Origin of the sequence: Streptomyces sp. NPDC001406 (genome assembly GCF_042895285.1) — a bacterium.
Taxonomy (GTDB): Bacteria; Actinomycetota; Actinomycetes; order Streptomycetales; family Streptomycetaceae; genus Streptomyces.
Window position 1 is genome coordinate 21,143 of sequence record NZ_JBIAWG010000026.1, and the last position, 23,082, is coordinate 44,224.

General features: G+C 70.0%; 19 protein-coding genes and 1 pseudogene. 2 read left to right on the forward strand and 18 right to left on the reverse strand.

Annotated features, from left to right (window positions below; genetic code table 11):
* Positions 1-309 precede the first annotated feature (309 nt).
* Positions 310-879, reverse strand: coding sequence for a class F sortase (locus tag ACFY1J_RS42215; protein ID WP_390733070.1), 570 nt, complete (start codon positions 877-879; stop codon positions 310-312).
* Positions 807-1,484 (reverse strand): DUF305 domain-containing protein, encoded by a 678-nt coding sequence (locus ACFY1J_RS42220; RefSeq protein WP_390712757.1) that lies wholly within the window; start codon positions 1,482-1,484, stop codon positions 807-809. Before ACFY1J_RS42220 ends, ACFY1J_RS42215 begins: the two co-directional genes overlap by 73 nt.
* 376 nt (positions 1,485-1,860) lie before the next feature.
* Here ACFY1J_RS42220 and ACFY1J_RS42225 point away from each other — a divergent pair.
* Positions 1,861-2,038, forward strand: a pseudogene (locus ACFY1J_RS42225) (transposase); the annotation flags it as partial.
* Between the two features lie 52 nt (positions 2,039-2,090).
* Here ACFY1J_RS42225 and ACFY1J_RS42230 read toward each other — a convergent pair.
* On the reverse strand, positions 2,091-2,687 hold the full coding sequence (locus ACFY1J_RS42230; protein WP_390712756.1) for a peroxidase-related enzyme: 597 nt from the start codon (positions 2,685-2,687) through the stop codon (positions 2,091-2,093).
* Between the two features lie 844 nt (positions 2,688-3,531).
* Between ACFY1J_RS42230 and ACFY1J_RS42235 the strand changes: the two genes are divergently transcribed.
* The gene (locus tag ACFY1J_RS42235; RefSeq protein ID WP_390712755.1) at positions 3,532-3,771 is read left to right on the forward strand and encodes a hypothetical protein; all 240 of its coding nucleotides are present in this window, start codon (positions 3,532-3,534) and stop codon (positions 3,769-3,771) included.
* A 580-nt stretch (positions 3,772-4,351) separates the two neighbouring features.
* On the opposite strand, the gene ACFY1J_RS42240 is transcribed toward ACFY1J_RS42235, so the two are convergent.
* The 15 genes from ACFY1J_RS42240 to ACFY1J_RS42310 form a co-directional block, all read right to left on the reverse strand.
* Positions 4,352-5,941: a multicopper oxidase family protein gene (locus ACFY1J_RS42240; protein WP_390712754.1), complete on the reverse strand. Its 1,590-nt coding sequence runs from the start codon at positions 5,939-5,941 to the stop codon at positions 4,352-4,354.
* Positions 5,942-5,993: 52 nt separating this feature from the next.
* Positions 5,994-7,130 (reverse strand): sensor histidine kinase, encoded by a 1,137-nt coding sequence (locus tag ACFY1J_RS42245; protein ID WP_390733071.1) that lies wholly within the window; start codon positions 7,128-7,130, stop codon positions 5,994-5,996.
* Complete coding sequence (locus tag ACFY1J_RS42250; protein ID WP_390712752.1) at positions 7,130-7,846, reverse strand: response regulator transcription factor; 717 nt, start codon at positions 7,844-7,846, stop codon at positions 7,130-7,132. Before ACFY1J_RS42250 ends, ACFY1J_RS42245 begins: the two co-directional genes overlap by 1 nt.
* A gap of 28 nt (positions 7,847-7,874) precedes the next feature.
* Positions 7,875-8,786 carry a zinc metalloprotease HtpX gene (gene htpX, locus ACFY1J_RS42255; RefSeq protein ID WP_390712751.1) on the reverse strand — a complete coding sequence of 304 codons (912 nt, stop codon included), beginning with the start codon at positions 8,784-8,786 and terminating at the stop codon, positions 7,875-7,877.
* A gap of 5 nt (positions 8,787-8,791) precedes the next feature.
* Positions 8,792-9,070 carry a hypothetical protein gene (locus tag ACFY1J_RS42260; RefSeq protein WP_390712750.1) on the reverse strand — a complete coding sequence of 93 codons (279 nt, stop codon included), beginning with the start codon at positions 9,068-9,070 and terminating at the stop codon, positions 8,792-8,794.
* On the reverse strand, positions 9,067-9,852 hold the full coding sequence (locus tag ACFY1J_RS42265) for a PspA/IM30 family protein (RefSeq protein WP_390733072.1): 786 nt from the start codon (positions 9,850-9,852) through the stop codon (positions 9,067-9,069). Before ACFY1J_RS42265 ends, ACFY1J_RS42260 begins: the two co-directional genes overlap by 4 nt.
* Positions 9,853-9,908: 56 nt before the next feature.
* Positions 9,909-10,166 carry a DUF2933 domain-containing protein gene (locus tag ACFY1J_RS42270; RefSeq protein ID WP_390712748.1) on the reverse strand — a complete coding sequence of 86 codons (258 nt, stop codon included), beginning with the start codon at positions 10,164-10,166 and terminating at the stop codon, positions 9,909-9,911.
* Positions 10,167-10,316: 150 nt separating this feature from the next.
* Positions 10,317-11,894, reverse strand: coding sequence for an ABC1 kinase family protein (locus ACFY1J_RS42275; RefSeq protein WP_390733073.1), 1,578 nt, complete (start codon positions 11,892-11,894; stop codon positions 10,317-10,319).
* Positions 11,895-11,984: 90 nt separating this feature from the next.
* Positions 11,985-13,577, reverse strand: coding sequence for an oleate hydratase (locus ACFY1J_RS42280; protein ID WP_390712746.1), 1,593 nt, complete (start codon positions 13,575-13,577; stop codon positions 11,985-11,987).
* Positions 13,578-13,620: 43 nt separating this feature from the next.
* Positions 13,621-14,241, reverse strand: coding sequence for a class I SAM-dependent methyltransferase (locus ACFY1J_RS42285; RefSeq protein ID WP_390712745.1), 621 nt, complete (start codon positions 14,239-14,241; stop codon positions 13,621-13,623).
* 5 nt (positions 14,242-14,246) lie between these two features.
* Positions 14,247-15,329: a YbhN family protein gene (locus ACFY1J_RS42290; RefSeq protein WP_390712744.1), complete on the reverse strand. Its 1,083-nt coding sequence runs from the start codon at positions 15,327-15,329 to the stop codon at positions 14,247-14,249.
* Positions 15,330-15,466: 137 nt separating this feature from the next.
* Positions 15,467-16,570: a galactose-1-phosphate uridylyltransferase gene (gene galT, locus ACFY1J_RS42295; RefSeq protein WP_390712743.1), complete on the reverse strand. Its 1,104-nt coding sequence runs from the start codon at positions 16,568-16,570 to the stop codon at positions 15,467-15,469.
* Between the two features lie 20 nt (positions 16,571-16,590).
* Positions 16,591-18,051: a glycosyltransferase gene (locus tag ACFY1J_RS42300; RefSeq protein ID WP_390712742.1), complete on the reverse strand. Its 1,461-nt coding sequence runs from the start codon at positions 18,049-18,051 to the stop codon at positions 16,591-16,593.
* 164 nt (positions 18,052-18,215) lie between these two features.
* Positions 18,216-20,258, reverse strand: a complete 2,043-nt coding sequence (gene ftsH / locus ACFY1J_RS42305) for an ATP-dependent zinc metalloprotease FtsH (protein ID WP_390712741.1) — start codon at positions 20,256-20,258, stop codon at positions 18,216-18,218.
* Between the two features lie 28 nt (positions 20,259-20,286).
* Entirely contained in the window at positions 20,287-23,037 is a 2,751-nt protein-coding gene (locus tag ACFY1J_RS42310) for a heavy metal translocating P-type ATPase (protein WP_390712740.1), read from the reverse strand.
* Positions 23,038-23,082 lie beyond the last annotated feature (45 nt).

The window sequence follows — 23,082 nt, forward strand, 5'->3', positions numbered from 1 at the left end:
ATCCATTCCTCGCTGCAGCGTGCGAGCTTGTCGCGGTCCGCATCGGCCAGGTCGGCGGGGTAGGTGTTGAGCATCTCCTTGACCGCGCAGGTCATTGATGCCTCCAGTGATGCGGTGTCGATGCGTACGGGGGAGGCGCCCTGTACGCGAAACACCGGGCCGACTGCCGCAACCGTCTTCGCTGGGCCCCGTCGGTCCGCAGGCTCCGGGGCGGTCGGCTTCAGCGGCTCGGCGGCGGGGCGGGAGCGGCTTGGATGTAAAGCCGGTCGCGGTAACCGCGACCTTCGCGGTACGGCCCGGTGCAGGTGATCAGCACCAGCGGGGCGGGCCGATCGTGGTGATGAACTGCGTGGGCAGCGCGGCTCCGCGGCGTACGGTGACCGCCCGCACCTGGTAGCCGACCGTGCCGGAGGGCGTGGTGACCGTGACCGGGTCGCCGACCTTGGCCTGGCTCAGGGAGCCGAAGACGGCGGCCCCGCGCCGGGTGTCCAGGTGCCCGACGATGACGACGCTGCCCTGGCGGCTGCCCGGCACCGCGGTGTCCATCCACCAGCCGGCCGCCTTTCCGTCATCAGGCACGGCGAGGCGCCCATCGGCCCCTACTCCGACGGGCACCACGACCGCATTGAGGCCCACGGCGGCCAGGACCAGGCGCACAGGCGCAGCAGCCGGCTGGGGCGGCACTGCTCTTCCCGGTGCCGCTCCAGTGAGGCCAGAGCACGCCGGGACGCTGGCGCCAGCGAGCGCGTTGATCCACAGCAGCAGTGTGGTCAGCCTCCAGAGGGTGTGCCTGGCGCGCCTGTTTCTCACCGGTGGCGCAGGCGCCGCCCCAGGGCGGCGGTGCCCAGCGCCGCGGCCACGCCCCCGACGGCAAGCCATCCGGCCGTGCGGGCGTCGCCGTTGTTCGTGCTTGCGGTGGCCAGGCCACCCTGGCCGGCGTCCACCGTGATCGGCTTTCCGGCGGTGACCGCCTCGAACGTGCTGATCTCCTCGGCCTGGGTCTCGTACATCTTCTGACACAGGGCGCGTAGCTCGTCGTGCTTGGCCTGTTTGCGGCACTTGTCCACGCGGGGCAGGAACTCACGGAAGTGCATGGCGAAATGGTGGGAGAGCTCCACATCGAGCGTGCGGCCCGACAGGCCGGAGAGCTTGTCCAGTATCGGCTTCATCATCGGCGGCACGATCGGGGTCTCGGCCGCGCCGTACCAGGCCTTCAGCCACGAGCGTATGGCGGTGATTTCCTCGGACTGGGTCTGCTTGATCTTCCCGCACACGCCCTTCAGGTCGGCACGGGTCGCCTTGTCCGCGCACAGCTCGGCCATGCGGACTCCACCGAACTGGTGGGTGATGGTCTGGGTCAGGAACTCTTTCTCGTTGAACGCGCTGTTGCCGTCCGCGACAGCGGCGGGCGCTATTGCGAGCGCGAAGCCGGCGGCCATCAGCGTGACCGCACACACACGGCTCCCGGGTATTCGGGGATTCATGCAAGCTCCGATCGGGTCGGTGGCGTTGTGCCCATGACCGCATTCCTCGCAACCGAGCGGTAACCGGAACAGATCCGCGAGATTTACCCGAATGCTCGGCGCGTCCCACTCGCACAGCCCATCAATGCGCCTCCAGCGGGCCGCACACGCAGAGGCATCTTGGTGTACCGGCACGTCCATCGACTCCCAGCACCTGACCTGCTTCCTCCGAGGCCGCCGCTGCGATCGAGGCGTGATGCAGCACGCCATCTCAGAGCATCAGACCGGGACGTCCCCTGTCCCACGCCTCGTCCTGTGCCCGCCGGAACACCGCCCCGGAAGGGAACGGAAACGTCCGTATCCTGCGGCGGGCCGAGAAACGTCAGGTAGCTGCAGGCAGCCCGCCTTGATCGGTGCCCTTCCGCTGGCCGTGGCCTGTGACGTGGGGTGCCGTGTCGCCCACCTGCCCGGGCTTGCGATGCGGCCGATCGCCGACATGTATCCAGGCGAGTCGAAGACCGAGGCCCGCCACGCGGCAACACGCCGACGCCGCCCGGACCGTGCCACACACGCTGCCCGACCTGGCCAGGTCATCGTCGAGTGCGGCCGCAGGGCCAGTGCCATGCCTCAGCCTTCCGCCGCCGCGGTCTGGCCGAGCTCGCGGTACCCGGCGTTGGGGAGCAATCCAGTGGCGGTGGCCAGCCGCACGTTGTAGTTGAAGATCGCTGTGACTTCCACGATATGCAGGATGTCCGCGTCGGTGAACCCGGCGTCCCGCAGGCGAACGATGTCCTCTTCCTCGCATACCTCGGGCGTCTGGGTGAGCTTGACGGCGAAGTCCAGCATCAGCCGATCTTGGCGTGCAAGATCGACGTGCCGGTAGTTGGTGGCGAGGCGGTCAACCAAGGCAGCGTCCTTGGTGCGCAGCCGCAGTGCGGCGGCATGCGCGGCCACGCAGTAAGGGCAGCGAGCTTCGGCGGAGATAACCACCGCGATCATCTCTCGTTGAGTTTTGCTCAGGCCCGACGGTCCGCGCATCAGCTCGTCGAAGTAGCTCCACCATCCAACGAAATGGTCGGGGCTGACCGCGAGGAGTCGGGCTACGTTTGGCACAAATCCGATCTTCCTTGCGATCGGATCGATCTCAGTAGCGACCTTTCCAGGCAAGCTGTCTGCCAGTGGCACGGTGATCCACGCCGGGTTGGCAGTATCAGCGGGTGACATGATCGGTGCTCCTTTCGCAGGGCGCTGATTCACAGAAGGAATGCAGCGCTAGATCCCCTGTCCACACTCGTGGACGCCGTAGATTGTCGCGACACCGATCATCGATGCGATGGCCGCGTTCTCTTACTGTGCTCCGTGCTGCGGCTTCGAATCTCTCTGAACACACCGCTGAACGTCGAGGTCGCTCTTTCGCAGCGATTCCCATTGCGCTCGGCAATCGGGGCCGGTCGGGTAGCCGTCGGACGCCGCTCGCCACGACCTCCGCTGCATCTGCCGGTAAGCCGCTGGTCCCGGTCTGCCCTCATCGCGGCTACTCGTTTGCAGCGTATCCGCAGAGGTGCCGTGCCTGATCACCCTGGTTTGGATCCGATGAGGCGGCGGGCGCACACTCCCCTTGAGAAGCCGTGGAGGTCGCCAGAATGAGAAGCCGGGGAGGTCGCCAGAATCCACGGCCGCGGTCACGCGTATCAGACTGCGGCATCAGGAGCAGGACGCCGCCAGGCGCGCCGAACCCGAATCCACCGGATCAGAAGAGCCGCTCCCGGCAGCGATAACGAGCCAGCTGGCCCGGTCCTTCGTTCCCTTCGTCACGAATCATGTGGGCGTGCAAGTGAGCTGCAGCCGTAGCCAGTGCCGCGACGAGCAAGAGCGCCCGATGCCGCCCGTCTTCAACTTGCCGACCTCCTGCCATGACTCGAGGCTGTCGTACGGCAGGTATTGCTACGAGGTCGCAACCGCGGCCGAAGTTTTGGGACGGGCAACTTCGTCAAGCCGGTGCCCTGGCAAATGGCAGCCTTAAGGGATCTTGAAGCCCTGCTCAGACCGGCCACAAAGGAGAGATCAAGTGAAGAAAATGATTATCGGCGCCGCGGCCTCCGTGGTAGCCCTGGCCGCATTCCGCCGCTTCGGACCGGCGCTGGGCGAGCGGGCCATGAGGAAGTGCCTTGAGATGTTCGAGCGAATGCCCGAGGAGTTCCCGCCCAAGCGGATTATGCGCAGCATCGAGGAGATCCGGCAGCAGAACACGCAAATCCTGCGTCGCCTCGAAGAAAGAGGAACCCCGACGGGCGGCGCCGGCCCCTGACGCCTGCTCCGGCAGACGGTCCGGCCGAGGGCCTGCCGTCGATGCCGGGTTCGATTCCAGGTGCTGACCAGGCGTGCATGCCCCGCGACTTGCAGCCGATCTCCCCAGCACCCCGAGGGCCGCGCGCAGCCGCGTAGCCCGGCCCCGCCGCCACTCCATGCCCGGCTCGGCCACAGCCCAACTGGTCGCGGGAGTACGAACGGGGACTGCGGGCGGCAGGCCGCAACTGGGTACTGGGGTGACCGCGGCGTGCTGCGGGCCGCGATGGCGGCGGGCGCCTGGGCCGTGATCAGGAAGGGTCCACGGCTGCTGCTGCCAGGAAGACGTGGGATTTCCTCACGGGCTGACCTTTCATGGGTGTGTTCATCGTTGCCGGGGCCCTCAGGCCGCGGTTCCCCCGCCCTGTGGCGACGGTAGAGCGATTGCGGCTATGGCACTTGGGTCGAAAGCCCCACCCCCGGACGGCCGTTCAGCCCGCAGTGATGAGGCAGGACGGGGCGCGGCGCGGAGTCCGTGTCGCGCCTCCGAGCTCCCCGAGTCCAGGCCGGGGACGGACCATCCCCTCGGAGGGGACCACTGGCTATTTCACGTAGGACAGCATCGTCAGCATGCCTGCCTCGGCGTGGTAGATGTTGTGGCAGTGCAGCGCCCACTGTCCCGGGTTGTTCGCTTCTACCTCGACGGTGACCCGGCTCATGGGCGGGACGATGACCGTGTCCTTGCGTGGCCCCGGGGTGGAGCCGGTAACCACCTGGAAGGTGTGGCCGTGCAGGTGGATCGGGTGCCACATCATGGTGCGGTTGTCGAGGACCAGCCTGACGCGCTGGCCTTGCCGGACCGGCAGAGTGCCGCGCTTCATGCCGCCCACGGCCGCTCCCCACTTGTACGTGGTCATGCTGCCGGTCAGGTCAAGGGCGTAGGTCCGGTCGGGCTGACGTGCGGGCAATGCGACGGCGTGGGTGGCCTCCAGATCGGCGTACGCCAGGAGACGGCCGCCGAGCTCCTTCGGCTTGACGTCGGGCATGGGGTTCGATCCCGTCCCGGTACGGAGCACCGCCAGTGCCTGCGCCGACGCGCCCTCGACCTTCGCGACCAGCGGGGCGACCCCGCTGCGGGGCACGGTGACGACCGCGTCATACCGCTCACCCATGCCCACCAGGACGGTATCGGTCGTGACGGGCCGGACCGGGAAGCCGTCCGATGCGGTGAGCGTCAGCCGGCTGCCGCCGACCGCGACACGGAACGGGGTGGTCGAGGCGGCATTGATGATCCGCAGCCGGACGCGCTCTCCGGGGGTGACCTTGAACGTGGCCGGGTCCGTCGCCGGACGGCCGTTGACGAGGTAGTACGGGTAGGTCAGGTCCGTTACGTCACTGCCCAGTGGCTTGTCCTTGGTGGGCATACTGTCGCTCATCTCCGAGCCGCCCATGGACGAGCTGTTCATCCCCGGCATCGACGAGTCGTCCATACCCGGCATGGATCCCATATCCGAGGAATCGCCATTCTTCGAGGCGCCGGAGCGGAGGTTGGCGAGCACCTGGTCGGGGGTGCGGCCGGTGCCCTCGATCCAGTCGTCGAGCAAGACGGTGATGTCACGGCGGGGAGCGGTGGTGTCCCTGGGGTCGTCCACGATCAGCGGGCCGTACAGTCCGCGGTCCAGTTGGGTGCCTTCGTGGGAGTGGTAGAAGAAGGTGCCGGGGTCGGTGACCGTGAACCGGTAGACGAACTGTCCGCCGGGCTTGATCGCCTTCTGCGTCACGTCGGGGACGCCGTCCATGTCGTTGCGCAGCGCGATCCCGTGCCAGTGGATGGTCAGCGGGTCGGGCAACCGGTTGATCACCCGGGCACGCAGCACGTCACCGGCCTTGACGCGGATTTCAGGGCCGGGAACGGTTCCGTTGAAGGCCCAGGTGGTGACCTTGTGCCCGTCGAGGCGGAGGGTGGTGGAGGCAGCGGTCAGGGTCACGTCCCGCACATCGGCGCCCTTCTTCTGACGGGCAGTCTCGGCCGTGCTCACAGCGCGGTCGCCCGGCCCGACCAGGGTCGAGGCTCGGGGCTTCGAAGAGCCTGAACCGCTTGCCCACAGGCCGATCCCGACCCCGGCGCCTGCGATCAGCGCGACGGCGATCAGAGCGCCCAGCCAGCGGGGTGTGAACCATCGTGTACTCATTCTGCGTTCCTCCTATGAGCTCCGATGGTTCAGGCGAATCATGACGATTCCGTCAAGCTCCGACGTTGCTTCCCTGAAGGTCCGGACCGTCGCTCGCGGGTGGAAGGCCGATCCGGAAGACCGCGCCCTTGCCTGGTCCCTCACTGCTCGCGGTGAGGGTGCCGCCGTGTGCCTGGACGAGGGCGCGAGCGATGGTCAGGCCGATGCCGGAGCCTCCATGCTCCCGATCGCGGGCCGGATCGGCCCGGTAGAAGCGTTCGAAGACGTGCGGCAGGTGCTCGGGGGCGATGCCCTCGCCGGTGTCGGCGACACTGATCACGGCACCCCCGCCCGCGGGTTCGGCGGCGAGGGTGACCGTCCCACCCGACGGGGTGTGACGCAGCGCGTTGGTCAGCAGGTTGACCAGCACCTGGACAAGCCGGTCCCGGTCCGCGTCGACCGCGGGTGTGCCGGGGGCGACCATGACACGCAGGTCCACGCCCCTGGTCCGGAAGCCCGGGCGAACGGCGGTCGCGGCCGCGTCGACCAGCCGGGCCGCCGGGAGAGTGCTCCGGGCCAGGCTGAGCTGGTGTTCCTCGGCTCGGGAGACCAGCGAAATGTCCTCGACCAGCCGGTGCAGCCGGGTGGTCTGCGCGCCCAGCACCTCCAGGGTGTGTTCGTCGAGGGTGCGTACCCCGTCGGCGAGGCCCTCCAGGTATGCCTCGATGGTGGCGAGTGGGGTGCGCAGTTCGTGGGCGACGTCGCCGAGCAGTCGGCGCCGGGTGCGCTCGGTGTTCTCCAGGGCGTCGGCCATGGTGTTGAAGGCGCTGGTGAGGGTCTCGAACTCCGGGCCGAGTCGCGTCGGACCCAGACGCGCGGTGTAGTCGCCGGCGGTGACGCGGTCAGCCGCATCGGCCAGCTCATGGATGGGACGGGACAGCCGCCGCGTGAGGAGTACGGCAGCAACGACGGCGGCAGCCAGGAAAGCCGCGATGCCGATGGCCAGGGAGATGCCGCCCGCGGCCAGGAACGCGTGCTCCAGATGCCGGGAGAGATGAGGGGACACCGCCCCCACCGCGCTGCGCAGGTGGCGCCTGAGCAGTGGCGGGCCGACGGCGGAGGCCACGACGAAAAGTGTGGCCAAGCCGACGAACACCACCAGTAGCTGAGCCATCACCAGCCGCGCCGTCAGGCCGGGGCGCCGAGTCATCACCCGGTACCCATCCGATAACCCACCCCGCGCACGGTGAGCACGAAGCGGGAGGCGGCCGGGTCGTCGCCGAGCTTGCGCCGCAGACGGGCGACGTGGACATCCACGATGTGCTCGTCGCCGCCCCAGTCGGGCCCCCAGACCCGCCCGATCAGCTGCCGTCGGCTGAACGCCAGACGCGGACGGGACGACAGCGCCTCCAGCAGGTCGAACTCCAGTCGGGTCAACTCGACCGGGCGACCGGCGACGGTGACCTCCCGCGCCTCCGGGTCGACGGCCAGGTCCCCGAAGCGGCGCACCAGCTCCTGCCCCGGCATCGGCTGCCCGGCCCGGGGCCGGCGCAGCATTGCCTTGACCCGGGCGACCAACTCCCTCGGGCTGAACGGCTTGGTCAGGTAGTCGTCGGCGCCCACGGACAGGCCGACGAGTTTGTCGACCTCGTCCGCACGAGCAGTCAGCATGATCACGTATGCGTCGGTGAAGGTGCGGAGCTGTCGGCACACCTCCACCCCGTCGATACCTGGCATCATCAGGTCGAGGACCACCACGTCAGGTTCCGCGGACCGCGCCGACTCCAGGGCGTCAGCGCCAGTCCGTACGACGTCCACGGCGAACCCCTCCCGGGAGAGGTAGTCGCCGACCAGGCGGCCCAGCTCCACCTCGTCGTCGACTACCAGGGCACGCCGGGTGGTCTGTGCGACAGGGCCGCCTGCCATGCCGGGGTCCTCCTTGACGTGCGTCTCGTCAGGCCTGGCGGCCCAACTCGGCGGATATCTTCCCGAGCTGCTCCAGGCGGCGCTCCAGGGTGGGGTGGGTGGAGAACAGATTCGCCACGACCGTGCCTGGTCCGAGGGCGGGAGTGAAGAAAAAGGCGTTGAAGGCCTGCGCGGTGCGCAGGTCCTGGGTGGGGATGCGGGCGATATCGCCCGTGACCTTGGTCAACGCCGACGCCAGCGCCGAGGGGCGGCCGGTGAGCAGGGCGGCGGCCCGGTCGGCCGCCAGCTCCCGGTACCGGGACAGGGCACGGATGAGCAGGAAACTGAGCGCGTAGACGAGGGCCGAGACCGCCATGACCGCGAACAGCAGAGCGGCGGTGTTCTGGTCGTCGCGCCGGTCGCGCCCGCCGCCGAACAGCTCGGAGTAGAAGGCGAAGCGGACCATGAGCCCGGCGATCACGCCCAGGAACGACGCGATGGTGATCACCGCGACATCGCGGTGCGCGACGTGGGACAGTTCATGGGCCAGTACGCCCTCGAGTTCCTCGGGCTCCAGGCGGCGCAGCAGGCCTGTCGTCACGCACACCACGGCGTGGTCGGCGTTGCGGCCGGTGGCGAACGCGTTGGGCAGGTCCATCTCGGAGACGGCCACCTGCGGCTTGGGCATGTCCGCGGTGGTGCACAGCCGGTCGACGACACCGTGCAGCTGGGGCTGCTCTTCGGGGGTGACGATGCGGCCGTGCATCGCGAACAGGGCGATCCGGTCGGAGAACCAGTACTGGGCGGCCAGCAGCCCGGCGGCGATGACCACCACCAGGATCCACGACTTGAGCAGCGCGATCAGCACGGCGACGAACGCGACGTACAACAGCCCGAGCAGGAACATCGTCAGGCCCATGCGGGCGGTCAGCTGCCGGTCGGGAGCGAAGCGGCTACGCACGACCATCACCCCGGGATCAGGCCCTCGTCGCCCAGCAGCGCCTCGACCTCGTGCAGGCCGGTGTCCGCGTCGGGCAGGATCAGGTCCGACGGCGCGAGTGTGTCGGCCGGCAGCGGGGTGCCCAGGGCGCGTACTGCGTCCAGCAGCGCCCGCAGTCCGACGGCGAACGCCCGTTCGTCGCCGGAGGCGGCAGCCGACTGCAGCACGGCGTCCAGCTCGTTGAGCTTGTCCAGGTGGGCGTCGGCGATCTCGTACTGGCCTTCGCCGAGAATCCGCATGATCACGACGGTGCCTCCTTGTCCGGCTCCCGGTCCGCGTCTGCAGACGGGCGGTCTTCCAGCGCGGGCGGTGCCTCGGGGGCAGCGGGGAGCTCGGCTTTCATCCGGGCCAGTTCCAGCTCGATGTCCCCGGCCGCGGACGCCTTGTCCAGCTCGGTCTGGATGTCGTCGCGGCCGGCCGGGAGGGTTGCGTCCTCCAGGGCGCCGGAGGCGATCAGCTCGTCCAGTGCCCCGGCGCGGGCCTGCAGCTGTTCGGTCTTGTCCTGGGCCCGCTGGATGGCCATGCCGACGTCGCCCATCTCCTCGCCGATGCCGGTCACGGCCTCGGTGATCCGGGTCTGCGCCTCGGCCGCGGTATAGGTGGCCTTGAGGGTCTCTTTCCGGGTCCGGAAGGCATCCACCTTGGCTTCGAGGCGTTGCGAGGCCAGGGTCAGCTTCTCTTCCTGGGCCTCAAGCGCGGCATACTGCCCCTGCAGGTCTGTGAGCTGCGCGGCCACCGCCGCCCGGCGTCCCAGGGCCTCCCGAGCGAGGTCTTCCCGGCCGACGGCGAGGGCCTGCTGGGCCTGCCCCTGAAGCTTGCCGCTCGACTGTTCCAGGGTGGACATCTGCAGTTCAAGGCGCTTGCGGCTGGTGGCCACGTCCGCCACACCGCGCCGCACCCTCAGCAGCAACTCCTGCTGCTTCGCGTAGGAGTAGTCCAGCACCTCACGCGGATCCTCAGCCCGGTCCAGGACCTTGTTCGCCTTGGTCCGGAACAGGTCCGCGATACGGCGAGCGATGCTGCTCATGGTGCCAGTCCCTTCTTGGCGGTCCGAGGTCTGTGTCCCCCCGGCCTGCGCACGACTCAGTGGTACTGCGGGCCCTTCTTCGTGAACCTGCTCCCACCGCGGTCGCCATGGTGATGCTCGGGGTGCTCCTCACCCTCACGCGCGTGCGGCCCCTCGCCGTGAGCACTATGGCCCCCGTGCATGAAAGCCATGCTCAGCGGGCACGCCGACACGAAGGCGATGAGAAGCAGTACGTAGGGCGAGACACCGAGCCAGAGAAGTACGACGGCAACGACTGCCGCGACCACGATGCCCGTGAGCAGTTTCGGTTTCATCTCCGGCTCCCGAGTGTCGCTGTGGCCAGATTCCCTTGACCTCCAGGTTCCCTCACGTAGGGCAACCCCGCACAGGTACTAAAGGCCTTAGCACTGGGCCGAACGGTCCCATCCTCACGGCAGGCCGCGGTGCGCAGATCCGTGCGCTCATCAGCGTCTCCGGCGGCCGAGGCGGGCCAGCGCCGCCCCGGCCGCCGCGGCGGTCAGGAGCGCGAGCAGGGGCGCCCGCTCTCGCTGCGGGGAGGGGGCGGGCGGCGCGGTGGCGGCAGTGAGGAGATCGTTCAGGTGCTGAAGTGCTTCAGGGAGGTCCAGTTCGAGAGCGAGGACCAGCCGGGCCCGGCTGGTGTCCGCCCACGCGTGGGCGAGCGCGGTGGGGGTGGGAAGAGCGGGGAGCAGGATGCCCTTCAGGTCGGGCAGCACCGTGCGGGTGAGGTCGGCGAGGGTGATGTCCGGGTCGATGAGCGCGGCGGTGGATTCCAGGGTGAGCAGGGTGCGGGCCAGGAGCATGAGCTCGCGCGGGAAGACGATGTCGTGCGCCGCGCCCGCGCCGAGCTCGGCCAGCAGCAACCGGGCCACTGAGTACTCCCGGGCCGGCTGGCCGTACCAGTCGTCGACGAGGCCGGCGACGGCCCGCCGGAAGCCGGGCACGTCGGCTCCCGGGCGTCGTTCCGACAGGCGCAGCAGCTGCCCGACGGCGGTGTCGTAGTCGCCGTCCACGAGCGCCCACAGCATCAGGCCCATGCGGTGGCGCTGCCGGGAGTCCACGCGCCCGAACATGCCGAAGTCCAGGAAGGCGACCTTGTCGCCGGGTAGCAGGAGCAGATTGCCCGGGTGGGGGTCGGCGTGGAAGACCCCGAACTCGAAGACCTGCCGCAGCACCGCGCGCGCACCCGTCTCGAGGACGCGCTGCGGGTCGAGCCCGGCCTGCCGCAACTCGGCGGCCGGGGCCGGCCGCTGCCCGTGAAGAAGGTCCATGGTCAGCACTCGCCGCGCCGTCCACCGCTCGTGCACCCGCGGGATGATCACCGAGTCTTCGTCGGCGAAGTGGCGGCGCAGCTCCTGCGCAGTACTGGCCTCCCGGCGGAAGTCGAGCTCCCGTCGCGTCCATTCGGCAACCTCCTCGACGGCGTCGGCCGGGCGGAACCGGCGCGCCGCCGCACTGCGCCGCTCCAGGCGCCGCGCAAGCCAGCGCAGCAGCACCAGGTCCTCCTCCACCTGCGTGTCCACCCCGGGCCGCTGCACCTTCACCGCCACCTCGGTGCCGTCGGGCAGCCGCGCCCGGTGCACCTGGGACAGGGAGGCGGCCGCGAAGGGCTCCGGCTCGAACTCAGCGAACGCCTCCCGCGGTGGCCGACCGAGTTCCTCGGTGACGACCCGGGCCGCGTCCGCGGCCGGGAACGGTGGTACGTCGGCGTAGAGCCCTTGTAGTGCCTCGGCGAATGCGGCGGGCACGTAGTCCGGGCGCAGCGCGAGCATCTGCCCGGCCTTGACAAAGGTCGGCCCCAGTTGTTCCAGGACGTGGCGGATGCGCCCCGGCAGAGGCCGGTCCATGGCCGCGTGGCGCTCGCACGGCCGCAGCCCCAGGGTGCACAGGGCCCGGCAGCGCAATGACACGCAGGCCCGCAGGCCGAGGGCGTCGACCAGCCAGCGGAATCCGCCGGCCCAGAGCACGGTGGCGATCTCTCCGACCCGGGCGGCAGCGGCCAGCGGTGTCGGGTGCCGTGGCACGGACCTCACCTCCATCGGTGGGGCGGCACAGGCGATGCGGCAGCCGGTCCCGGCGGTGCGCCGGGCAGGCTGCCGATGCCGGTAGGGATGTCAGGCCAGGGCCGCCTTGAGGGTGCTGAGTGCGACCTCGGGGTCTGACAGGGCGTGGTAGATGCCGGGGATCGGCCGGTCGACGCCCAACAGCCCGTACACGCCGTGCATGGCACCACGCACCGAGTACTCCACCGTGAAGACCACGTCCTCGGGAATCTCGGTGTACTGGCCCAGGAACGCGAAGTTCCGAGCACCGCGCGGAAGGACCAGGGGCCGGTCCTCGACCCGGCGCGGGGCGAACTGGCTGGTGATATGGGGCATCATCACCGGGACGACGGTGGTCGTGGCTCGGATCTCGTCCAAGGCGTCCTCGAAGCCGAGCTGGTGGACGAGTTCGGTGAGGATCTCCTGTCCGGTGGCCTCCGACATCGTCTTGTCGACGTAGTCGCTCTTTTCGTCGAGGAACAGTCCATAGCCCCAGGCGGTGTAGGTGCCCTCGGGCTGGGCGGCGAAGTACGGCTGGTGTGGCACCACCAGCGACATCAGCCACGCCGAGTCCTTGAAGGTCATCAGTCCGCCGGCACCGGGGACATTGCCCGAGAAGTCCTGGATGCGGTGGATCAGCAGCGGGCTGCGCATGGTGAGGGTGAACGACTCCCACTTGTTGGCGTCGACGTTGCCGCAGAAGGTGTTGGGGCGGCCGAAGTCGGGGGCCTTGCGGGCGACGGCCTCCCACAGTCGGAAGGCGCCGTCACGTTTGTCGCGGATCAGCTCGGGCGCGCGGTCGTCGGCGCCGTAGGCGGCGTCCGCGGTCATCGACCCGAGGGTGATGAAGGCGTAGTCGTGCTCGCCGAGTTCGTACGTGCCCGGCCGGCCGTCGCGTACGACGCGCAGTGCCGTGATCCGGCGGCCGCTCACGGCGTCGCCGGTGAAGTCCGCGTCGGTGACCGTGGTGCCGTGTTCGGTGACCACACCGCGGTCGGCGAGCCACTGCTGGATGGGGCGGACGATCGAGTCGAACTGGTTCAGGCGGGTACGACGCACGCCGGCCAGAGTGTGGATGCGCGGCAGCTCCTGAGCGAAGCGGAGCATGTAGCGTTTGAGTTCGATGGCGCTGTGCCAGTTCTGGAAGGCGAAGGTGGTGCGCCACATGGCCCAGAAGTTCGTGGCGAAGAAGTGATCGGAGAAGAACTCGTCGATGCGACGGGCACCAATGACGTGCTCCGGCAGCGCCAGCAGGCGGACCAACTCGGCCTTGTCCCGCAGGTTCAGGCCCAAGGCGGCCGGGTCGAGGATCTTGTGGTCGCGGTCGATGAGGCGGGCGCCGGCGTGCGAGGGCCACTCGCTGCTGAACTCCCACACCTCGTCCTTGACGGTCTTGTCGGGGTCAGTGAGCGTCGGGATGGTCTCCAGCAGGTCCCACAGGCAGACGTACGCTTCTTCTTCCAACATGCGTCCGCCGCGGGCGACGAAGCCGCGGCCCGGGTCGCCGGTGCCGTCGAGCGCGCCGCCGACGACCGGGAGTTCCTCCAGGATGCGGATGTTCTCCCCGCGCAGTCCGGCGTCCCTGATCAGGAACACCGCGGCAGCCAGGGAGGCGATACCTCCTCCCACCAGGTAGGCCCGGGCGTCGGATGTCTTCGTGGTCATGATCCTTCCTCCGTGTTCGTGCGTGGCGATGGGATGCCGTCGGTCAGTCCGCCAGGCGCAATTCGGCGACGCCCAGGACGTAGTCGCCGCCAACCCGGGTGCACCACTGTTCGTCCGGGTACAGGCCGTGACGGGGCAGCTCGGCGAGGAAGTCACCGGCGGTGAAACGGTCCTTGCCGGGATGGTCGAACAGGCGCCGGTAGGTAGGGCGGTTCAGGGCGGTGAGGGTGACTTCCTCGAAGTAGAAGCGCCCGCCCGGACGCAGTACCCGGGCCGCCTCGGCGACGGCTGCGCGCCAGTCCTCGACGTGATGGATGATCGCGAAGTCGAACACCGCGTCGTAGCCGTCGTCCTCGGCTTCCAGGGCGGCCCGCAGGTCGGTCGCGGATCCCACGGCCAGCCGGACCCGATCGCCGTATCCGGCCAGGCGTCGGCGGGCGGACTCGACGGCCCGGGGGTCCAGATCGACGGCGTCCACCGAGGCGGCGCCGAAGCGGTCCAGGATGAGCCGTGTGCCGTACCCGCTCCCGCAGCCGATCTCCAGGGCCCGTCCGCCCGGGATCCGGCCGCCGAGGCGGGCCAGTAGCGGTGCTTCGTAGAACCGCTGCAGCGCTCTGCGCGGGCCGCTGTTGACCAGGGCGGACTCGACCTTGTTCATCAACATGCTCGTCACCTGTTTCGTGGAGTGCCGTGTCGATTGCGGTGACCTTCGCGGTGCCAGGAGGAGCGCGCATGCGGTCTCGTGGTCCCGTCGGCGGCGGATGCCCTCGGGCCCGCGGGACTGGTGCGGGTAAGAGAGCGGGTGTCCCGGAGGGTGAGGTGGAGCCAGGCCGCCCAGCCGATCGGCTGAACGGCCCAGAAGCTGACGACGCGGTAGAGGAGCGCGGCGGCGATCGCCTGGTCGGCGCGCAGACCCTGGACGACGAGCACGGTGCTCAGGCTGGCCTCGGCGACGCCGAGACTGCCGGGGGTGAGGCGCAGGCTGATCGAAATCTGGGTCAGCCCATAGGCGATCAGGAGGCCGCGCCAAGGCACATCGATGCCCAGCGCCCACAGGGAGGCGGTCAGGGCAGCGGCATCGCACACCCAGTTCAGCAGCGCCCACCCGAAGGGACGGACCCAGCCGTGCAGCCCGGGCTGGATGGTCTCGGCCTGGTGCAGCACGTCGGTAAGCAGGTTGCCGAGCCGCCTCCCGATCCGCCATCGCCCGGTGACGCGCCGCCCCACGTACCGGATCGCGCGGCGCAGACCCGAGGACCGGGTGAGACAGACGGCCACCACGATCGCTGCGGTGAGCGCCACCGCGGCCGTGAGAACCACGGTCCGCAGCCCCGCCCCCGGTCCGTCCGGATCGGCCACCAGCGCACCGACCGTCAGAAGCAGCGCGAGAGCGAGTATGGACAGGGCCCCGGCGACGACGAGCATCGCCGCAGCAAGCGCCAGCACGATGCCCCGGCGACGGAGCTGGCGGATCACCCACGCAACGGACAGGGCACTGCCGCCCGGGACCGCGCCGGCCATCGCGTTCGCGGCGAACGTGAGCCCTGTCATGGTCCCCAGGCCAGGCCGTGTTTCCGCCCCGCGCAGCAGCCATCGCTGGAGAACAGCGAGGGAGACGAACGACGCCGCCTCGAAGGCGAGGGCAACGGCCAGTTTGAGAATGCTGAGGTGGGTGAGGAGATGGGAGGTGCCCGCCAGTTCGTGGCGGTGGGAGACGCCTCCGGCCACGGCAAGCGCGACGACAGCGACCATACCGGCCCACCACGCCCACACCTGCCACCGAGGCCGTCCAGCCGCTTCCGGCCCGGCGGTCGGCTCCGACTGCCGGGCGGGTACGGGACGGCCGTTGTCCGGTCGTACGGGGACGTCGCTCACGTCACTGCTCGTCTTCATGGTTGCCTGCCGGCCGTGCGATCCCGCGTCCGGGAGCGGTCGGAGGCCGAAGCGGCGGCCGTCTGGGGTACGGGAGGGGCAGGGCGGGCCGCCAGAGCCTGACGCAGGTGGGCGGCGGCCTGTTCGGGCGGGACGGGGTTGACCGCGATGCCGGTGCCGAGTTCGAACCCGGCGGGCTCGGTCAGGCGGGGGGCGATCTGGAGGTGCCAGGCGAAGTAGGCGGTGGTCTCCTCGCCGTTGGGGGCGCTGATCAAAGCGTAGTTGTAGGGGACGTCGCCGAGCAGATCGCACAGTGCCCCGAGGATCTGGCGCAGGAGTCCCGCGGTCTGTTTCAGGTCCTCGTCGGAGGCGTCGGCGAAGGATGCCTGGTGGCGGCGGGGCACTATCCAGGTCTCGTACGGTGTGCGGGCGGCGAAGGGGGCCAGCGCGGCGGCGTGGCCTGTGGTGGCGATGACGCGCTCGCCGTCGGTGAGTTCGGCTGTGGTGTGGTCGGTGTACAGGCAGCTGCCGTGGTCGTCGTAGTAGGCACGGGCGACGTCGAACAGCTGGCGGAAGCGGGCCGGAACGATCGGTGTCGCGACGATCTGCGAGTGAGGGTGGGGCAGCGACGTGCCCGCCGCCGCACCGTGGTTGCGGAAGGGCAGGACCAGGCCCGGGCGGCGGTCGCGCAGGGCAAGGCAGCGGGCCCGGTAGGCACGCAGGACGTCGGTGACAGCGGCATCGTCACCGTCGGGCAAGTCCCAATCGTGGGCGGGGGATTCGATCACGACCTCGTGGCTGCCGATACCCTCCGCCGAGGTGTGCAGTCCGGTGGTGTGGTGGCGGGCGGGCCTGTCGGCAGAGGCCACGACGGGGTATCTGTTGGGCACGACTCGCAGCCGCCAGGCGCCGGGTGAGGTATCGACGAGGGCGGGCAGGCGCCACAGCTCGGGCGGGGTGGACTCCTCGCGGCCCGGGCAGAAGGGACAGGCCGGATCAGCGGCTGGAACCCGGCGTACGTGCGAGCCGACCGGGGCGGGCATCTGCCGAGGGCGCTCGCGGCGGCCGGGCGCGATGGCCACCCAGTCTCGGGTGAACGGGTCCCGACGCAGCTCGGACATGACGGCCACTCCTTCGTGGTTCACGCGGTGGCGGAGGCGCTCCGGGCGGCTCGTGCCACGGCGCGCCAGAACAGCTCAGGGTCGGCGGCGAACTGACGGGCGCAGGAGGCGGAGCAGAATTGGAAGGCTCGGCCCCGGTACTCCGTGGGGTGGACGCCGGCACCGTCCACACGCATCCCGCAGACCGGATCCCGGTCTTCGCCCGCCGTGCCCGCGGCAGCCAACGCCGTCGGGGGCGCGGGGGCGTGGCCGAGCAGGCTGGTGATCAGACGGAGTTCGTCGCCGATGAGGCGGGGCAGCAGGAACCGCTCGCGCACCAGCTCCCGCCCGGTGACGGCGAGACGGCGCGCATCCACCGGATCAGCGAGCAGGCCCAGAACCGCCTGGGCACACTCGTCGACGGTGTCCACCAAGTGACCGCCGACCCCGTCGGGCAGCTGCAGCGGAATTCCGCCGGCCCGGCCCGCGACCACCGGCGTGCCCTTCCAGGTGGCTTCGGACACCACCAGACCGAAACCCTCCCGCAGCGACTTCTGAAGGACCACGTCGGCGTGCCGCTGGAAGGCGTTGACCTCGATGTTCCCGACCCCGGTGAGGTTGGTGAACAGCGAGATGTCCGGGTCATCAGCTGCGGCGGACGTGATCTGCCGGTAGACCCGCCAGCCCTCCGGGTCGTCCAGGGCCATCGAGCCGACCAGGGCCAGCTGCACACCCGGTACCTGGCGCTTAACCGCCCGGTAGGCGTCGATGACGCCAAGCGGGTCCTTCCAGGGGTCGAAGCGGGAGACCTGCACCAGCAGCGGGCGTGCGGTGTCCACGCCGATCCAGTCCAGCACGCCGGTCGTGAGCGTGTCGTCCACGGGCATGTTCTTCGGGCTGAGCGGGTCGATCGCGGGGGGAATGATCTCCACCCGGTTCACCGGGATGTCGGGCGGGACGAACCCGCCCAGGGTGAAGACGCCGGCGTCGTAGGCGGACAGCAGCGGCCGCAGCCGGGCCCAGACGTGCGGGTTGGGCCGGGAGCTGTCGATGTGGCAGCGCCACACCCATTTCGCCCCGCCTCTGCCGTGGAGATGTGGCAGGGCCAGCGGCTGCGGGTCGTGCACGACCACCACGTCGTACGACTCCTCCAACTGTGCGGCGACCTGCTCGGAGGCGGTGTCGTACACCTGCCACTCATCGTCGGTCACGCCGCGCGGATCGCCCTGCAGGCCGTTGTGGACAGCCTTGGTCACCTCGAAGAAACCCTGCTCCGCGGTGATGGTCTTCCACTCGGCGACGACGCCCAGGTCGCGCAGCAGCGGCACCTCGGAGCGCAGGATCTCCGCCACGCCGCCGCCGTAGGCGGTGGCGTTCACGTGCAGCACCCGCACGCCGTCCAACGGCTCCGCGAGACGGCGCAGTTCGTCCACGACCGCGTCGCCCGCGCACGAGCGGTAGGCGTCCAGGCACCGCCGACCCACGTCCACGTTCTGCAGCATCTTCGGTCACCTCTCTCCTCGCCGGTCGGCGGGCGCCTCGTGGGTTGACCACCCGGTCCAGCCCGGTCAGGCCGAGGCCCCGGCCGATCTGCCCCATGGCGATGCCAGCACCCACCATCTGTGCGCCGCCCTGGGCAGCTCCTGTCGGGGGATAACGGGGCATGTCATGGCTCGGCCTTCGTAGACGTGCCGGGCGACCGGTCCTGGCCCGGGGCCGGAGCGGGTGCCGCGTGCGCATGGCCACTGCGGTGTGCGGCGGATTCCTTGGTGACGGAGACGCGACGGGGCGCGATCGTCTCGCCGGTGGGGTGGGCACTCGGGGGTTCGGTGCCCAGGAGGCCGTAGACCACGGTGCCGTCCACCGTCTCCTGCTTGAGCAGCAGATCCGCCAACTCGTCCAGCTGTGTACGGTGTTCGGTGAGCAGATCGGTGGCCTGCTGCTCGGCCTCCCGGAGCAGGCGGGCGACCTCGGCGTCGATGGCGGCCTGAGTGGCCTCGGCGAAGGAACGGCTGCTCATGGCGGGACCGCCGCTGCCGAGGAACACCGACCCGCCCTGCGGGTAACCGACGGGACCGAGGGCCGGTGAGAGGCCGAACTCGCGGACCATCTTGGTGGCCAACTCGGTGGCGCCCGCGAGGTCGTTGGCCGCCCCGGTGGACCCCTGGTCCAGGACGACCAGTTCGGCTGCGCGGCCGCCGAGCCGTACCGCGAGCGTCTGGGTGAGGTAGTCCTCACCGTACAAGTGCCGCTCCACCAAAGGCAGTTGCTCGGTCACTCCCAAGGCCTGTCCCGCAGGCAGGATGGTGACCTTGGCCACCGGATCCGCGCTCGGAGACAGTGCAGCAACCAGGGCATGCCCGGCCTCGTGGACGGCCACGGCCTCCTTCTCGGCGGGCAACAGCACGTTCGAGCCCTCCCGGCGGCCGAGCAGGATCCGGTCCCGGGCCGCGTCGAAATCTTCCGCGACCAGCACCTCGCGACCGTCGCGCACGGCCACAATGGCGGCCTCGTTGGCCAGGTTGGCCAGGTCCGCGCCGGAGAAGCCAGGCGTGCCGCGCGCCACCACGTCCAGGTCGAGGTCGGGGCCCAGCTGCTTGTCCTGGCAGTGCACGGCCAGGATCGCAGCGCGCTCGGCCAGGGTGGGCAGCGGGATGGTGACCTGGCGGTCGAAGCGTCCGGGGCGCAACAGGGCAGGGTCCAGGACCTCGGGCCGGTTTGTGGCGGCCAGGACGACGATGCCTTCGGATGCCTCGAACCCGTCCATCTCCGAGAGGAGTTGGTTGAGCGTCTGCTCGCGTTCGTCGTTGGAGACGATCGATCCGGCCGCGGCGCGGCGGCTGCCGAGCGCGTCGATCTCGTCGACGAAGACGATGGCGGGCGCCCGCTTGCGGGCCTCGGCGAACAGGTCCCGCACCCGAGCGGCGCCGACCCCGACGTACATCTCGACGAAGCTGGACCCGGCCACCGACAGGAACGGCACTTCGGCCTCGCCTGCGACCGCCCGGGCGAGCAGTGTCTTGCCGGTGCCGGGCGGGCCGACCATCAGGACGCCACGCGGTGCCATCGCCCCGGCACGGCGGTAACGGTCGGGCCGGCGCAGGAAGTCAACGACCTCGGCGATCTCGGCCTTGGCGCCCTCGTACCCGGCGACGTCTACGAACGTCGTCTCCGGGCGTTCCGCGTCGAACACCTTGACCTTGGACTTGCCGACGCCGCCCAGCATGCCCTGCATCTGGCCGGCCGCGCCCTTCGACAGCCTGCGCCAGAACCAGATGATCAGCACGAACGGGCCGAGCAGCAGGATCCAGGACAGCACCTGGGAACCGAAGGACGGCGAGGTGGAGGGCGGCGAGGCCGTCACCGCCACCTTGTTCTTCTCCAGGCGGTTCAGCAACTGGTCACCGGCAAGCTGGACGGGGACGACGGTGGTGAAGCGGTGTCCATTGGTGAGCGTGCCGCTCGCCTCGCCGTCGGTCTTGAGGGTGACGTTCTTCACCTTGCCGCTGTCGACGTCGGTGAGGAACTTCGAGTACGTCAGGTCCATCTTCACCGGCTCGCTGGAACGCGTCCCGGGCAGCGCCACCCACAGGCCGACGGCCAGGAGGATCGCCAGCGGCCACAGCCAGTGCCGCCAGGCGGGCGGCGGAGGCGGCGCGGCCGGCGAAGGCCGGTCGCCCGGAGGCGGGGGTTCGGCCTGCTTGGTCATGGCTGACTCCGTAGGGTCTCGGGCGCTCCTATGCGCCGGCTCTGACATAGCGGGCGGGGTCGGCGTCGAACGTGCTGGCGCACTGCTGGGAGCAGAAGTGGTAGGTGTGGCCGTCCAGTTCGCGCTGTTCGGCGGCGGCGTCCGGGCTGATGCTCATGCCGCAGACCGGGTCGGTGACCGTGGTGGTCTCGACCGAGGTGTCCGTGCGGTCGCGGGGCGTGCCCGGACTGGCGGTGTGACGGTCCTCCGGGACCTCCACGCGTGGCTTGACCACGGTAGGAACGGCACCGGTCAGCGGAGCTGAGCGCCAGTGGCGCAGCCGGTTGGCATTGGTGACCACGGACAGGGAGGACAGGGCCATGGCGGCAGCCGCGATGATCGGGCTGAGCCGGATGCCCCACACGGGGTAGAGGGCTCCGGCGGCGACCGGGACGCCAACAGCGTTGTAGACCAGAGCGAAGAACAGGTTCTGCCGAATGTTGCGCATGGTCGCGCGAGACAGCCGGATCGCGGTGACGACACCGGACAGCGAGCCGGAGATGAGGGTGATGTCGGCGGCCTCGATGGCCACGTCCGTGCCGGTGCCGATGGCCAGGCCCACGTCGGCAGCGGCCAGGGCAGGGGCATCGTTGATGCCGTCGCCGACCATGCCCACCCGGCGGCCCTCGGCCTGCAGAGTGCGTACAGCGTCGGCCTTGTGCTCGGGCAGCACCTCGGCGAGCACCCGTTCGATGCCGACCTCCGTGGCGATGGCGGCGGCCGTACGACGGTTGTCGCCGGTCAGCATGACCACGTCGACGCCCATCTGCCGCAGCGCGCCGATGGCCGCGGCCGAGTCCTCCTTGACAGTGTCGGCCACTGCGAGCACACCGGCCGGCCGACCATCGACCGCGGCCAGCACCGGCGTCTTGCCCTGCGCGGACAGCCCGGCCGCGATCGGTTCGAGCTCCGCGGTCTCGATACCGACATCGGCGAGTAGCCGTATCGCCCCGACCAGCACGGCGTGGCCGTCCACCGTGGCCTGCACGCCCTTGCCGGTCACCGAGTCGAACCCGGACGTGGAAGGCAGTTCGAGACCGGCCTTGCGGGCACCATCGACGATCGCAGCGGCCAACGGGTGCTCACTGTCGCGTTCGGCTGCGGCCACCAGAGCGAGCAATCGATCGGTTTCGACGTCGCCGATCGGGCAGAGGTCGGTGAGAACGGGCGCCCCGGCGGTGATGGTGCCGGTCTTGTCGAGGACGACGGTGTCCAGCTTGTGGGCGGTCTCCAGGGCCTCGGCCGAGCGGATCAGAATGCCCGCGCGAGCGCCCTTGCCGGTGCCGACCATGATGGACATCGGCGTGGCCAGGCCCAGCGCGCACGGGCAGGCGATGATCAAGACGGCGACCGCGGAGACCAGCGCCAGCGTGAGTGCGGGGGATGGCCCAAGGGTGTACCAGATCGCGAAGGTGGCAATAGCGATGGCGATCACAGCCGGCACGAAGTAGGCGGAGGTGGCGTCGGCGAGCCGCTGGATGGGCGCCTTGGACGCCTGTGCCTGCCGCACCAGCCGGATGATCTGGGCCAGCATCGTGTCCGCGCCGACCTTCGCCGCGCGCACGCGCAGCGAGCCCGTGCCGTTGACGGTTGCACCGATGACCGTGTCCCCGGCACGCTTGGTGACCGGCATGGGCTCCCCGGTGACCATCGACTCGTCCACAGCGGAGGAGCCGGAGAGCACTTCTGCGTCCACCGGCATCTTCTCGCCGGGCCGCACGACGACCTCGTCGCCGACCTGTACGTCCTCCACCGGGATCTCGGCCTCAACCCCGTCGCGTACGACGCGGGCAGTACGCGCCTGCAGCCCGAGCAGGGCGCGGATGGCCTCGCCGGTGCCGGCCTTGGCCCTGGCTTCCAACAACCGTCCGAGCAGGATCAGGGTGAGGATCACCCCGACCGCCTCGAAGTACACCTCTCGCAAGTCCTCGGGCAGCAGGCCGGGGCCGACGGTCACCAGCAGGCTGTAGCCGTACGCGGCAACCGTGCCGAGGGTGATGAGCGAGTTCATGTCGGCGGCGCGGTGGGCGAGGGTGAGCCAGCCGGTGCGGTGGATGGGCCACCCGGTGTAGAACATCACGGGAGTGATCAGCAGCAGCTGCAACCAGTGGTTGAGCATCCAGCCGGGCACCCAGTCCGCGTTGAAGAGCGAGTCGGCCATCACCGCGAAGAGCACCGGCGCGGTCAGTACGGCGCCGAAGGCCACGCGACGGCTCAGATCTCGTATCTCCGCTCGCCGCTCGGCGGCCTCGGCGGCTTCCGCCCTGGCGGCCTGCCCTTCGCTCGGCCCGGCGAACGGGGCGTGGGTGCCCGACCTCTGGGTGTTCTCGCCAGGCGGGGGAGAGCCATCCGCACCCGGCCCTTCACCCGGTTCGACCACCACGGTGCCATGGATCATGTTCATCCCGCACGCGAAGCCGAACGCCCCTGGCTGCTCCGGAGTGAGCCGTACTGTCGTCCGCTCGTACGCCGGCAGCGCGGCGCTTACGCGCAACTCGGGGAAGACGACCCTGTTGGTGCACTCGCCGGATTCCTGACGATCGAAGACCAGTTCCGCCGGAACCCCCTGGCGCAGCCGGATCACGTCGGGGCTGTAGCCGCCGCGCACGGTCACCGTGACCCGCTGCACCCCGTCAGAGAACTCTGCCGCGCGCGCCCGGCGCGGGCCGAAGAAGAACCAGCCCAGTGCGGCGACGGCGACGGCGGAGACGACGATGACGACCAGGTCGGCCGGGTTCATGGCGGACTCCTTCACCCCGGGGGTGGCAGTACCGCATCCACTGTC